The sequence below is a fragment of the Microbacterium sp. 3J1 genome, assembly GCF_001049495.1.
Classification (GTDB): Bacteria; Actinomycetota; Actinomycetes; order Actinomycetales; family Microbacteriaceae; genus Microbacterium.
The window spans coordinates 256,057-269,818 of record NZ_CDWI01000008.1 but is presented as its reverse complement, the minus strand read 5'-3'; the positions used below and the strand labels follow the sequence as shown (position 1 = coordinate 269,818).

Annotated in this window: 14 protein-coding genes; 9 read left to right on the top strand and 5 right to left on the bottom strand. The window is 70.3% G+C overall.

Going from position 1 to position 13,762, the window contains the following annotated elements; all coding sequences use genetic code 11:
• Positions 1-33 precede the first annotated feature (33 nt).
• Genes BN2660_RS06280 through BN2660_RS06250 form a run of 7 tightly spaced genes read left to right on the top strand, consistent with a single transcriptional unit; the run spans position 34 to position 6,506 of the window.
• Positions 34-1,131, top strand: coding sequence for an AAA family ATPase (locus tag BN2660_RS06280; protein WP_255305057.1), 1,098 nt, complete (start codon positions 34-36; stop codon positions 1,129-1,131).
• An 11-nt stretch (positions 1,132-1,142) separates the two neighbouring features.
• Entirely contained in the window at positions 1,143-2,096 is a 954-nt protein-coding gene (locus BN2660_RS06275) for a DUF58 domain-containing protein (RefSeq protein WP_091228659.1), read from the top strand.
• Positions 2,083-2,574: a hypothetical protein gene (locus BN2660_RS06270; protein ID WP_091228656.1), complete on the top strand. Its 492-nt coding sequence runs from the start codon at positions 2,083-2,085 to the stop codon at positions 2,572-2,574. Before BN2660_RS06275 ends, BN2660_RS06270 begins: the two co-directional genes overlap by 14 nt.
• A complete protein-coding gene (locus BN2660_RS06265) occupies positions 2,565-3,551 on the top strand; it encodes a vWA domain-containing protein (RefSeq protein WP_255305056.1) in 987 nt (328 codons plus the stop codon). Before BN2660_RS06270 ends, BN2660_RS06265 begins: the two co-directional genes overlap by 10 nt.
• Positions 3,548-4,633, top strand: coding sequence for a VWA domain-containing protein (locus tag BN2660_RS06260; RefSeq protein WP_091228653.1), 1,086 nt, complete (start codon positions 3,548-3,550; stop codon positions 4,631-4,633). The genes BN2660_RS06265 and BN2660_RS06260 overlap by 4 nt, the downstream gene beginning before the upstream one ends.
• On the top strand, positions 4,630-5,400 hold the full coding sequence (locus BN2660_RS06255; protein ID WP_091228650.1) for a hypothetical protein: 771 nt from the start codon (positions 4,630-4,632) through the stop codon (positions 5,398-5,400). The genes BN2660_RS06260 and BN2660_RS06255 overlap by 4 nt, the downstream gene beginning before the upstream one ends.
• Entirely contained in the window at positions 5,394-6,506 is a 1,113-nt protein-coding gene (locus tag BN2660_RS06250; RefSeq protein ID WP_091228647.1) for a DUF4064 domain-containing protein, read from the top strand. The genes BN2660_RS06255 and BN2660_RS06250 overlap by 7 nt, the downstream gene beginning before the upstream one ends.
• A gap of 20 nt (positions 6,507-6,526) precedes the next feature.
• Here BN2660_RS06250 and BN2660_RS06245 read toward each other — a convergent pair whose 3' ends face one another.
• From BN2660_RS06245 to BN2660_RS06225, 5 genes are all read right to left on the bottom strand, one after another.
• The gene (locus BN2660_RS06245) at positions 6,527-7,522 is read right to left on the bottom strand and encodes a helix-turn-helix domain-containing protein (protein ID WP_255305055.1); all 996 of its coding nucleotides are present in this window, start codon (positions 7,520-7,522) and stop codon (positions 6,527-6,529) included.
• Between the two features lie 73 nt (positions 7,523-7,595).
• Positions 7,596-8,564, bottom strand: a complete 969-nt coding sequence (locus BN2660_RS06240) for an alpha/beta hydrolase (RefSeq protein ID WP_091228640.1) — start codon at positions 8,562-8,564, stop codon at positions 7,596-7,598.
• Between the two features lie 136 nt (positions 8,565-8,700).
• The gene (locus tag BN2660_RS06235; RefSeq protein WP_091228636.1) at positions 8,701-9,408 is read right to left on the bottom strand and encodes a ZIP family metal transporter; all 708 of its coding nucleotides are present in this window, start codon (positions 9,406-9,408) and stop codon (positions 8,701-8,703) included.
• A gap of 114 nt (positions 9,409-9,522) precedes the next feature.
• On the bottom strand, positions 9,523-10,311 hold the full coding sequence (locus tag BN2660_RS06230) for an NAD(P)H-dependent oxidoreductase (protein ID WP_091228633.1): 789 nt from the start codon (positions 10,309-10,311) through the stop codon (positions 9,523-9,525).
• Between the two features lie 14 nt (positions 10,312-10,325).
• Complete coding sequence (locus BN2660_RS06225) at positions 10,326-11,726, bottom strand: MFS transporter (RefSeq protein ID WP_141651252.1); 1,401 nt, start codon at positions 11,724-11,726, stop codon at positions 10,326-10,328.
• Positions 11,727-11,825: 99 nt separating this feature from the next.
• On the opposite strand from BN2660_RS06225, the gene BN2660_RS06220 reads away from it, so the two are divergent.
• Entirely contained in the window at positions 11,826-12,206 is a 381-nt protein-coding gene (locus BN2660_RS06220; protein ID WP_091228918.1) for a winged helix-turn-helix transcriptional regulator, read from the top strand.
• A 35-nt stretch (positions 12,207-12,241) separates the two neighbouring features.
• Positions 12,242-13,687, top strand: coding sequence for an argininosuccinate synthase (gene argG / locus BN2660_RS06215; RefSeq protein ID WP_091228628.1), 1,446 nt, complete (start codon positions 12,242-12,244; stop codon positions 13,685-13,687).
• Positions 13,688-13,762: the final 75 nt, after the last annotated feature.

The following is a 13,762-nucleotide window of genomic DNA, read 5'->3' as shown; positions in this document are numbered from 1 at the left end:
CCGCGTCCCCGACGGGAACGAGGAGAGACACTGATGACCGAGCCGTATGCCGCCGGCCCCTCCGCAGGTCCGGTGCCGCCCCCGCCCGCGCCACCGGCCCCCTCGGCGGCGAGCGCGCCCCCGGCACAGAGCGGCCGCCGCACGGAGGCTCCGTCAGACTCCGAGCTGCGCCGCGCGAGCGCGGTGCTGAAGACGGTCTCCGACGCGTACTCCGCGAAGATGGTCGGCCAGGAGCGGCTGCGCATGAGCCTGCTCATCTCGCTGATCGCGGGCGGGCACATCCTGCTCGAGAGCGTCCCGGGGCTCGCGAAGACCACCGCCGCGAGCACCCTCGCCGACACGGTGAAGGCGCAGTTCAAGCGCATCCAGTGCACCCCCGACCTCCTGCCCAGCGACATCACCGGCAACCAGATCTACGACGCGGCGACCGGGTCCTTCCGCACGGTGCTGGGTCCGGTGCACGCGAACTTCGTGCTGCTCGACGAGATCAACCGCTCGAGCGCGAAGACCCAGAGCGCCATGCTCGAGGCGATGCAGGAGCACCAGACCACCATCGGCGGCGAGATCCACCACCTGCCGAAGCCGTTCCTCGTGATCGCGACGCAGAACCCCATCGAGCAGGAGGGCACGTACGAGCTGCCCGAGGCGCAGATGGATCGCTTCCTCCTCAAGGAGATCGTGGAGTATCCGAGCCCCGCCGAGGAGTTCGAGATCCTCGGGCGCATCGACTCGGGTGTGCTCGATCCCGACCGCCACGTCTCGAGCGCCATCACTCTCGACGACGTGCACATGCTGCAGGACGTCGCGAGCCGCATCTACGTCGATCCGGCGATCCGCAACTACATCGTCTCGATCGCGTACGTCACGAGGAACCCCGCGCCGTACATCGGCGAGGAGCGCGCCCGCTACATCAAGTACGGCGCGAGCCCCCGCGCGAGCATCGCGTTCCTGCAGGCGTCGCGCGCGCTCGCGCTGCTGAACGGTCGCAGCCACGTGCTCCCTGAGGACATCAGGGCGCTCCGCCACCTCGTGCTGCGGCACCGTGTGCTGCTGACGTTCGAGGCCGATGCCGAGGGCATCCGCAGCGAGGAGATCATCGATGAGATCTTCGCCTCCGTCCCCACACCCTGACTGACCCTGCCATGCCCAGCCTGATCACCCAGGTGAAGAGCAAGCTCTTCATCCACTCGTCGCGCACGTCGCTGCACGCGCTCGACGGCGCGTACGCGTCGCTGCTGCACGGCCGCAGCCTCGACTTCGAGGACCTGCGCAAGTACGAGTACGGCGATCAGGTGCGCGACATCGACTGGCGTGCGACGGCGCGACTGGGAACTCCGCTGGTGAAGCGGCACCGGGCGATGCGGATGCACACGATCCTGTTCGTCGTGGACACCGGGCGATCGATGGCCGCGCTCGCGCACGACGAGAGGTCGAAGAAGGACCTCGCGATCCTCGCGACCGGGGTGCTGGGCGTCCTCGCCCTCCGGCACGGCGACGACTTCAGCGTCGTGTACGGCGACGCCGATCGGGTGCGCCGCCGAGCGCCCGGCCGCAGCGAGGGCGCGCTCGAGCACGCCCTGCGCACGATCGACCAGGCGATCGACGCCAGCACCGCCCCGAGCGACCGCGATGCGCTGCTCTCGTTCGTCACCCGCACGATCTCGCGGCGGATGATCGTCGTCGTCATCAGCGACGAGGCACCGGTCACGGCCGGGACCGAGCGGATGCTGCGCCGGCTGCGCGTGCAGCACGACGTCCTGTGGCTGACCGTGCGCGATGCAGACCCCGTGCTCGACCACAGCACCGCGACGGTCCGTGCCGACGTCGACAGCATGTGGGAGGTGCCGGACTTCGTGCAGGGCGACCTCGACATCGTCCGCGAGCTCACGGCCCAGACCGAGGCGGACGCCGCGCATCTCGCAGAGGTGCTCAAGCGACTGGAGATCAGCCACAGCGTCCTCTCCGGTCAGGACGACGCGGTGACGCAGCTGCTGAAGCTCCTCGCCTCCCGCCGGTACGGTGGCGCGACCTCGGCGTCCGCCGCCGGTGGGTCGCCGAGCCCGTCGAAGGGTCGGAGGTCGGATGCCCGGCTCTGACGAGCTCTATCCTCCGGCGCAGTACGGGTGGGGCTGGATCCTCCTCGCCATCGGCATCCTGCTGCTGCTGATCGTCGCCGCCTGGATGGTGGTGCTGCTGACCCGCCCCCGCCGTGATCTCACGCTCACCGGGCAGACCCAGGGACCCGTGCTCCAGACGATGGACGTGCTGTCGCAGCTGCGGGTCGAGTACATGGAGCGGATCCAGCGCATCGAGGACGACTATCGCGGCCGCACGCTCTCGGCGCGTCAGGCCAACCTCGAGCTGAGCCGGGTCGTGCGCACGTTCGTCAACGAGTACAGCGGCCTCGAGGCCCCGGTGCTGGCGCTCGACGACCTCGTGGCCCGGGGAGTGCATCCCGCGCTCATCGACGCCGTGCACCGCCACTACTACCCCAGCATCTTCCGCCAAGGCCCCGCGATCGACCCGGTCGCGGGCGCCGAGGCCGCGAGAACGGTGGTGCGCACATGGCACTAGCGAACGGGTGGATCCTCCTCATCGCCGCCGCTGTCGTGGTCATCGCGATCACGCTCGGCGTCGTCCTCGGGCTCCGTCGAACCGGCCGCACCGAGGCGCACGAGCGCGCCCGCATCGCGCGTGCCGAGCGACTCCGCGCCCTGCCGACCTTCCGTCACGCGCTGAATCGGCGCGTGCTCGCCCTCTCGGCCGTCCTGCTGCTCGGCGTGCTCGCGACGCTGGCGGCGGGAGTCGTCGCCGCGCGCCCCATGTCGTCGCAGACGATCCAGCCCGTGAACACGAGCCGCGACATCATGCTGTGCCTCGACGTGTCCGGCTCGATGAGCGAGGTCGACGTCGAGATCCTCACGGTGTTCGAGGAGCTGCTCGAGGACTTCGAAGGGGAGCGGATCGGGCTGACGATCTTCAACAGCTCCCCGGTGCAGATCTTCCCGCTGACTGACGACTACGACTTCATCCGCGGTCACCTGCAGAGCATCCGCGAGAGCTTCCTCCTGAACGAGCAGGTCCCCGAGCACTGGGTGGGCACGCTCAACGGCAACGGCGCCTCGCTGATCGGCGACGGCCTCGCGGCCTGCGCGATGGCGTTCGACCACCCCGACGACGAGCGCTCGCGATCGATCATCTTCGCGACCGACAACGAGATCAACGGCGCCTCCATCGTCACACTGCCCGAAGCCGCCGCCTACGCGAAGTCGGTGGGGGTCCGCGTCTTCGCACTCAACCCCGTGCAGGGCAAGGACGCCGAGGTGAGCGCCGAACTCTCGCAGGCGGCCGAGACCACGGGCGGAACCGCCTACGGTCTGCGCGACACGACGACGGTCGCCGACATCGTGACGCAGGTGCAGGAGCAGGAGGCGACGGAGCTCAAGGGGCAGGCCCAGGTGGTCTGGACCGACGATCCGAACCTGTGGATCGTCGTGCTCCTCGTCTCGACGCTGACGTTCATCGTCGTGCTCTGGAGGGTGAGACTGTGATCTTCCAGCCCGTGCTCAACGTGTTCCTCCTGCTGCTCCTCTGTGCGCCGGTGGCGGCGATCGCTGTCCTCGCGCTGGTGAAGGCGCGGGGCCGCGCACGGGCGCTGTGGGTCATGCGTCTCGTGATGCTGCTCGCGTGCTTCACGATGCTCCTGCGCCCGGGCATCCCCGGCGGGGCGACCGAGACCCTCGCGACGGACACCGACATCGTGCTCGTCGTCGACACGACGGCCAGCATCGTCGCAGAGGACTGGAACGGCGAAGAGCCGCGCCTCGACGGTGTGCGCGCCGATGTGCAGGGGATCGTCGACCGGTATCCGGGTGCCCGATTCGCGCTGATCACCTTCGACGCCACCGCGGATCTGCGGATGCCGCTGACCACCGACACGACGTCGTTGATCTCGTCGCTCGAGGTGCTGCGCCCCGAGGTGACGAGCCAGTCGCGGGGAAGCTCGATCGGTATCGCGGCTCCGCTGCTGGCTGAGACCCTGACGAATGCTGCGGCGAACTCGGACGACCGCTCGCGCATGGTGTTCTACTTCGGAGACGGCGAGCAGACCGCGAGCTCCCCGCCCGAGCCCTTCGACGGGAGCGCGAGCCTGACCGACGCGGGCGCCGTGTTCGGATACGGCACCGCCGAGGGCGGCCCGATGAAGCTGACGACCGGCTCCGTCGATCCGTCAGACGGCGGCGGCTACATCGAGTATCAGGGCGCCGAGGCGCTGTCGGTCATCGACGAGCCGAACCTCGAGGCGATCGCCGCAGACCTGGGCGTCGAGTACCAGCATCGCACCGCGGATGCCGAGCCGACGCTGCCGGAGGCGCCGTCGACGACCGTCGGCTATGCGGAGTCGGGGTCGGTGGGCACGGTCACCGAGCTGTACTGGATCGCTGCGCTCGTCGTCGTCGCGCTGCTCGGCGTCGAGCTCGCGCGGGCGAGCATGCTCGTGGCCAGGTTGCGTCATCTGCGGGCACCGCGTGTCGACTCGGTCGCCGGCGCGTCGTCGCCCGACGACAGGAAGGGCCGTGCCAGGAAGAGATCCTCGCGCCGCTCGGCGCCGACCGAGGGAGGTGCCGCATGACCGACGTGCGCACCGCAGACGATGTGACGGCCGCCGCGACCGCGCTGATCGCGTCGAACCGCCGCCGACGCCGCATCCGCCGCTGGATCGCGATCGCGACCCTCCCGCTCACCCTCGCCGCCCTCCTGTTCGTCGGCAAGCTGCTGAGCATGTACGCCTACGCGCACCAGTCGATCACGGCATACGTCGCCGACGACTACGCGGGTTCTGAGGCGTCGGCCCGCGGCCAGGAGTTCCTGAACTGGTTCGAGCCGTACAAGGCGCCCTTCAACGTCGGCACCGCCCTCGCCGGGGCCGAGAAGCTGCCCGAGGCTCGCGCGAAGCTCGAGGAGTCGCTGGGTCTCGCGACCGGCCTCGAGGTGTGCGGTGTGCGCATCAACCTCGCGCTCGTGATCGAGCGGATGGGCGACTCCGCCCGCAGCGACGGCGACGGACCGGCCGCCGCCGAGCTGTACGGCGAGGCGCTGACGATCACGACCGAGATGCCGGAGGAGTGCGACAGCGAGGAGGCGCAGGAGCAGTCCTCCGACCCCGAGCGCGACATGCAGCAGAGCCGCGAGGACCTCGAGGACCGCCTCAAGCAGAAGCAGCAGCAGGAGCAGGCGCCTCCGCAGGAGCAGGAGCCTGAGCAGCCGCAGGAGGAGGAGCCCCAGCCGTCGGACGACCAGCTGGAAGACCTCAAGGAGCAGCTCGAACAGGGCACCCAGGAGCGCGATCAGCAGCAGGACGACGACGGCGGCGGGTCGGGAACGGACAAGCCATGGTGATGGACCACGAGAAGCAGCGGGCCCGCTACGTCGCGGGCTCCGAGGGCGCTCCGCCCGTGCCGCCTCCCGGCGGCTACCGGAACGCGCGACGACAGGCCGGACCCGTCGTCTCGCCGCCGACGCTCCCGGGCGCGGTCGCCACCGTGACGCAGGAGGACGCGAGGAAGCCGGCGAACGCGCTCGGCTGGATCGCCCTCGTCACCGGCATCCTCTTCGCCGTCATCCTTCTCGTCACCCTCGCCGTCGGCGGCACGGACATCCTGTACGGCGTCACGATGCTCGCCCTCCAGCTCGTGGTGGTGGCGGTGATCGTCGGGTCTCTGTTCTCTCCGCGCGCCCGTCTGCTGGGTGCGATCGCCCTGGCCGTCACGCTCGTGTTCAACGTCGCGACGGTCGGAGGGATCGGCGCGCTGCAGACCTCCGCCTCGGGCGCGTACGACGGCATGAAGACGGAGGAGCAGAAGCACGAGGAGGCGTACCCCGGCATCAAGGACACCGACCCGCAGGATGCTCTGACGCAGCAGTCCCTCGAAGAGGTGCGCGCAGCGTCGGAGGAGCTGTTCGCCGACGTCCGCGCGCGCGTCACCGAGGAGTTCGGGTACGAGTGGGTGCCGGTCGGCGACGAGGACCTCCGCCCGGAGCGCAACGGGTTCGGCGGCGAGTCGATGCTCATCGAGTACACGTCCGCCGGCTGGGCGACCACCGAGCCGATCCAGGACTACTCCGTCAAGCTCGAGGTGATGGACGTGATCGACTCCGTCATCGCCGAGCACGGGATGTCGTACCTCTACTCGTTCAATGACGAGTACTCGGGCATGGATCCCACGCTGATCGCGAAGCTGTACGGCAGTGCCGACCCGCGCGAGCAGCACACCTGGGAGTACTACGCGGAGAACTACCCCGAGCCCATGCGGTTCTATGCCAACATCTTCGACCTCTCGAACGACCCGACCGGCGACTTCCTGAAGGCTCGGGAGGCGCAGAGCGCCCGCACGGGCGAGCCGCTGGAAGGGCTGCAGATCGTCGTCATCGCGAGCGCCCTGCTCAGCGACGCCGACCGCGCCGAATACGAGGAGCGGCTGCAGGAGTACCCCGGATTCTTCTGATCGCCCCGATCCCGGGGCGCTCAGCGCGCGAGGGTGAAGAGCATCCTCGCCAGCGCGTAGCGGGTGCGTCCGCGCGGGGTCCTCACGTCGTAGCCGAGCACGACCTGCAGCGCCGTCAGCCGGTCCTGAACGCTGGAGTGGTGTCTGCCGAGACGCAGTGCCGCGGCCCTGACGCTCTGCTCCTCGGCGATGGCATCGAGGAGCGCGAGGCTGCGCACGTCCAGGCCGGCGAGGGCCGCCGCATCGGGGTGCACCGGGCCCGCCTCCGCCGCCTGGGCCACGAGCAGCGCGGCTCCGAGATCGGCGGCCGCGACGGTCGGGTCGACATCGGTCGTCAGACGCACGGCGACCAGCGCCGCCGACCAGGACCGCGGGAGGTCACGCACGGTCCCGGCGAGGCCGACCCCCAGACGCTGATCGGTCGTCGACGGCCAGGCGTCCCCGGCGTCCCCCGACGCGTCGATGATCGTCGCGCGCGTGAGCCCGTGCCGCGTCGCGACGACAGCAGACGGATGCTGCGGCAGCGGCGCCGGATCCGGCAGGGAGGCGATGACGGCGAGCGACGTGTCGGGCAGGCGGAGGCGACTGAATGCCGCGACGCGCTCATCGGCGGTCGCGTACGAGCTGATGACCAGTTCGACGGCGCTCTCGGGTCCGACCGAACGCCGGGCGCGGATGATGCCCAGGGCGAGAGCGAGACGCTCGAGGATCATCGCGTCGTTCGTGTGGGGCGGACCCTCGCGCTCGATCCAGGTCACGGCGTCCGCACTCACCTCGCGCGTGGGCCAGGTGCCGTCCGCAGCGGTCGGGTCGGTGCGCACGCCGTCTGCCCTGACCCTGATGCTCTGCGCTCCGTCTCGGTGCCCGACGGTCGCGCCGCTGAGCACCGCCGCACCACGCAGCATGCTCTCGACACCGACAGACCTGGCGACGAGCGCGTCGAAATAGGAGACGACCTTGAGCGTCTCGCTCGCGTCGGGGTCGAGGGCGGTGAGACGCCCCAGCAGATCTTGCATGTCGGGCTCCATCGCGCGGGAGTTCCACCCTATGGGGTCGCGGCCCGGCGCCCCCAGAGGGTGGGACGACGGGTCAGGCGAGGAGCCGGCCGACCCAGTTGTCGCGAGCGGCGAGCATCGCCTGCGCGACGGCGGTGTGCGGGGCGAACATGTCGAACCCGTGGAAGCCTCCGGCCCACACGTGCAGTTCCGCCTGAACTCCCGCCTCCCACAGCCTGGTCGCGTAGGCGACGTCCTCGTCACGGAAGACCTCGGCGCTTCCGCAGTCGATGAACGCCGGGGGGAGGCCTGCGAGATCGGTCGCGCGGGCCGGCGCGGCGTAGATCGAGACGTCTGCGGTGCCCTTCCGGTCGCCGAGCAGCGCCGTCCAGCCTGTGACGTTGGAACCGCGGTCCCAGACGCCGATGCCGTCGATCTGATGGGTCGAGACCGTCTCGTCCCGGTCATCGAGCATCGGATAGATGAGGAGCTGTCCGATGAGCGCCGGTCCGCGGCGGTCCCGCGCGAGCAGGGCGGTACCGGCGGCGAGGCCGCCTCCCGCGCTGGCTCCTCCGATCAGAATCCGGTTCGGATCGACGCCGAGGTCGGCGGCGTTCTCGGCGGTCCACTGCAGGGCCGCGTAGCAGTCCTCCACCGGGTACGGATCGGGGAACTCGGGGGCCAGCCGGTACTCGACCGTCACGATCACGCCGTTGAAGCGCTCCGCCCAGTCCAGGAATCCGACGACACCCAACCACCGGTTCCCGATGATCATCCCGCCCCCGTGGGTGTGGAAGAAGCCGGGCCCGGTGCCGGTCCGGCCCTCCTTCTCGATGACGGAGATCACGATGCCGTCCCCCTCGTGTCCGGCGATCGTCACGTCTCGCCGGGTGAAGCCGCGCTCGGCGAGCGTCGCGAAGATCTCCTCATCCGCGCTCACCGGAGACTCGCGGAGCAGGGGGATCATCTCGGCGGTGAGCGTCGACGGCAGCTGATCTGCGACCAGGGCGAGTGCCGCCTCCAGCTCGGGATCGAAGGGCGGGCGCAGGGTCACGGTCGTCATCAGAACTCCTTTGTTCTCGGCCGTCGGTGCGACGGCGCCCCGCCAGCATCCTGCAGGTCTCGTCCGAGGGTAACCCGCCAGCCGGGGCCGTTCCGCGCGGGATCCGCCGCCGGATGGCGGGTCCGTCGCGCGGTTCTCAGGACGTGAGCGCGAGGCCGGCGGCGAGCGCGAAGCCCAGCACGGTCGCGAGACCGGTGGACTCCTTGGCCTTGGACTGCGCCTCCGGCACCATCGAGTCGACGAGCATCACCAGCAGCGCCCCGGCGGCGAAACCGCTCGCGGCTGAACGGAACCCGTCGCCGGTGACGCTCGCGAGCGCGAAGCCCGCGACGGTCGCGAGCGCGCACACCACGGCGACTCCGGCCCAGAGCAGGAGGACGCGCGACTTGGCCATCCCGCCCTCCAGCAGGTCGGCGGCGGATCCGATCGACTCCGGAAGGTTCGAGACGAGGATCGCGACGACGAGGGCGACGCTCACCGGCTCTCCCGATGCCAGCCCGATGCCCAGCACGAGCTGCTCGGGGATGCCGTCGAGCAGGGCCCCGACGGCCAGCTGCCCGCCGCCCGCAGCGCTCTTCGCCTTCGCGGCGCGCGCATCGAGGATGCGATCGGCGACGTAGTAGCTCAATGCCCCCAGAGCGACACCCACCACGAGCGGGAACGGCCCCGCGAGATCGAGCCCCTCCTCCCAGAGCTCGAAGGCGATCGACGCCATGAGCGCGCCGGCTCCGAAACCGAGAACGATCCCGAGCCAACGAGGCGGCCAGGTGCGAAGCAGTGCGAGAGCGGCACCGACGAACAGCGGGGATGCCGCGACCACGCCCCACAGCACCGCTTCGCCCATCGCGCACCTCCGTCACGGCCACTCTGCCACTGTCGGCACGGGAGCATCAGGAGGCATGCGGATGCCGGGCGAGCCCACGGCATCCGCTCTCCTCCCCGCCGGAGCGGGACGTGTTCAGCCCGCGACGCGGTGGATGCCGAGATCGGTGCGTCCGGGCAGGAGGTCGGTGCGCAGTGCGCGGGTTCCGCGGTAGTCGCCGTCGCGGAGGCGGCGGAACGGGCGGCTCGGCGACTCGCGTTCGATCCCCGCGAGCCGCTCCACCAGCCGGTCGCTCTCGCGGTCGACGGTGGTCGCGTCCAGCCCGTCGGCGTCGTGCACGACGTGCAGGTCGAGCGGCTCGATGCCCGTGTACCAGAGCGTCCCGTGCGTCACCGGGAACAGCAGCGAGTCGAGGTCGCCGCTCACGCCGCGGCTGCCCACCGAGCGATCGTCCTCGCCGGCGGTGACGATCACCAGGGCGCGGCGTCCCGCGAGCGGACCGTCGCCGTAGCGGAGCGGGAGACCGGTGTCAGGGTCGACCGTGCCGTACGCGAAACCGTTGGTGAGCACCCGGTCGAACCACCCCTTGAGGATCGCCGGGGGCCCGTACCACCAGAGCGGGAACTGCAGGACCACGAGATCGGCGCTCGCGAGCTTGCGCTGCTCCTCCGCCACGTCCGCGGGGACCTGTCCGTCGGCATGGGTCTCGCCCAGCAGGTCGACGATGTTGCCCGGCCGCCCGAGCGGCTGCCCGAAGTCCGCCGCCGCGAGCACCGGATCGAATCCCTGCGCGTGCAGGTCGGTGATCTCGAGGTCATGGCTGCGGGAGAGCGCCTCGGCGCCCTGCCGGAAGAGGCGGGCGTTGAAGGACGTCGGCTGCGGGTGCGCGTAGATCCAGTGGGCGGTCGGACGACGTTCTGACACGGATGTGCTCTCTCTCAGTTCCGGGTACGGGGTGCGGCATGGGTGTCGGCGTCGGTGTCGGCGGCCGCCGCTGCGGAGGCCCTGCTCCACAGCGGCAGGATGGCGGCGGCGACCACCGCGACCGCCGCGACGATCAGGGCGACGGAGAAGCCGGCGGCCCCGACGATCGAGGCGACCGTGCCGAGCACCGCGACGCCGAGACCGCTGCCGAGGGAGAACCCGACCTCCTGCACCGCACCGACCTGGCCCGCGTCGTCCTCGGTTGTGACGTCGAAGAGGGTGGTCGCGGCGAGTGTCGCGGCGACCCCGAATCCCGCTCCCACGAGAACGAGCGGAAACACGACGAGATCCGTGCCGAGCGCGAGCCACCCGAGGCCGACGCCCTGCACGACGAGCGCGAGCACCGTCAGCGTGGGTGAGCTGAGCCAGCGCAGGAACACCGGGGCCAGCACGCCTCCGAGCGCGATCGCGACCGCCTGCGGCAGGATCGCGATGCCCGCCTCGGCCGCACTGTGCCCTCTCGCGTCCTGCAGGTGCAGGCTCACGAGGAGGACGGATGCCGACGCGACGCCGCTGCTCGCGAGGATGCGGACGATCGCCGGACTGAACCCGGGAACACCGAACAGCCGCATGTCGATGAGCGGATCACGCAGCCGGCGCTGTCGACGGATGAAGTACACGAGCGTCACCACCGCCACGACTCCGGCGACCGCCGCGGGGATCGGGGCCGCCAGCACCTCGTGCAGGGCGAAGACGAGAGCACCGAGGGCCACGATCGACGACACGATGCTGAGGACGTCCCACGACGAGGGACGTGAACTGCGGGAATCCGGCACGAGCCAGATCGCGAGCACGCCCGCGAGCACCGCGAGCGGCACGCTTCCGAGCAAAAGCCAGCGCCATCCGGGCCCCTCCGCGACGATCCCGCCGAGCACGGGGCCGAGCGCGCTCCCGGTGCCGAACGTCGCCGTCCAGAGTCCGTATGCGAGCACTCGCTGCCTCGCCTGGTAGTGCGCGCCGATCGTGGCGACGACGCCGGCGACGACGAACGCCTCGGCGACACCGAGCAGAGCACGGACGACGATCAGCAGCACGCCGTTCTCCGCGAGCCCGCCGACGAGGTTGAGCGCGGCGAAGCCGGCGAGACCGATGAGCACGATCCGCTTGCGACCGAAGACGTCACCGATGCGCGCGGCGAGGATCAGCGTCGCCGCGAGCGACAGCGCGTACACGTCGACGAGCCACAGCGCGCCGCTGTCGGAGAGCGTCAGATCGCCGCGAATCGCGGGCAGCGCGGTCGAGACGCTGCTGATCGCGAGCGCTCCGATGAGGATGCCGAGGAGCAGCGGCACCATGGCGAGCCAGGGGTGGGGCTGGCGGCGCGTTCGAGTCGACGGCGATGCGGGGAGGGTCACCGTCACAGTCTTGCGGGGCAGGTACTGTTGCGGCAAGTACGGTCATCGATGGTACATACTGACGATTCGGATACTATGGGAGCGAAGGAAGGCGGCCCGATGAGGGAGAAGACGGCGCGGATCATCTCCGAGTGGGCTGACGCCTGTGACGCGGAGATCTCGATCGCGGTGCTCGGCGGCGCGTGGAAGCCCAGCATCCTGAGTCTTCTTGCCGAGCACGAGGTGCTCCGTTTCGGTGAGCTCGGCAGACTGCTCGACGAGCCGACCGCCCGCGTGCTCACCCGCCAGCTGCGCGAGCTCGAGGACGACGGCCTCGTGACCCGCACCGTGTACCGACAGGTGCCCCCGAAGGTCGAGTACCGGCTGAGCGACCTCGGACGAGGTGCGCTGCCGGTCGTCGACGCACTGACGGCCTGGGGCGGCGGGTACGCCGCGCACCAGCGCGGGGCGGTGGCCCCGGTCGCGGCGGCGCCGGCCTGAAATGCGACACGCCGCCCGCCGATAGACTGGGAGCCATGTCCAAGGTCCTCCAGTCCCTTCCCGTCGGCGAGCGCGTCGGCATCGCCTTCTCCGGAGGACTCGACACCTCCGTCGCCGTCGCCTGGATGCGCGACAAGGGCGCCGTGCCGTACACGTACACCGGCGACCTCGGGCAGTACGACGAAGACGACATCGAGTCGATCCCCGGCCGCGCCCTCGAGTACGGCGCCGAGGCATCGCGACTCGTGGACTGCAAGACGGCGCTCGTCGAAGAGGGCTTCGTCGCCCTGGCATGCGGCGCCTTCCACATCCGCTCCGGCGGCAAGACGTACTTCAACACGACGCCACTCGGACGTGCCGTCACCGGCACCCTGCTCGTGCGGGCCATGAAGGAGGACGGCGTCGACATCTGGGGCGACGGCTCCACCTACAAGGGCAACGACATCGAGCGGTTCTACCGCTACGGCCTGCTCGCCAACCCGCGCCTGCGCGTATACAAGCCCTGGCTCGACGCCGACTTCGTCACCGAGCTCGGCGGCCGCAAGGAGATGAGCGAGTGGCTCGTCGCCCACGACTTCCCGTACCGCGACTCGGTCGAGAAGGCGTACTCCACCGACGCGAACATCTGGGGGGCGACGCACGAGGCGAAGACCCTCGAGCACCTCGACGTCTCGCTCGAGACCGTCGACCCGATCATGGGCGTGAAGTTCTGGGATCCCTCCGTCGCGATCGAGACCGAGGACGTCTCGGTCACGTTCGAGGGCGGCCGCCCGGTCGCCGTCAACGGCGTCGAGTTCAGCGACCCGGTGGCCCTCGTGCAGGAGGCCAACACGATCGGCGGACGCCACGGCCTCGGCATGAGCGACCAGATCGAGAACCGCATCATCGAGGCGAAGTCGCGCGGCATCTACGAGGCCCCGGCCATGGCGCTGCTCTTCATCGCGTACGAGCGTCTCGTCAACGGCATCCTGAACGAAGACACCCTCGCGACGTATCACGAGCAGGGTCGCCGCCTCGGTCGCCTGATGTACGAAGGACGCTGGCTCGAGCCGCAGTCGCTCATGCTGCGCGAGTCGATCCAGCGGTGGGTCGGCTCCACGATCTCTGGCACGGTCACGATCCGACTGCGTCGCGGCGACGACTGGACGATCCTCGACACGGTCTCGCCCAACCTGTCGTACGGCCCCGAGAAGCTGTCGATGGAGCGCGTCGGCGACGCCGCCTTCGGCCCGGTCGACCGCATCGGACAGCTCACCATGCGCAACCTCGACATCGCCGACTCGCGCGCGCGCCTCGAGCAGTACGCCGGAATGGGCCTGGTCGGCGGAGCGACGGGCGAGCTGGTGGGCCGCGTCACCGCCGGCGAATCCGCAGAGATCACGGGCGCGGTCGAGGGTTCGGTCTCCGAGTCCGACGAGACGTTCACCCACGCCGTCGACTCGGCCTCCGAGGGCGCGGCCTTCGACTCCGGCACCGACTGACGGTCCGGCTTCAGAAGGGGGCGGATGCTGCGGCATCCGCCCCCTTCTCTGCGTTCTGGCCCGTGCACAATTCAG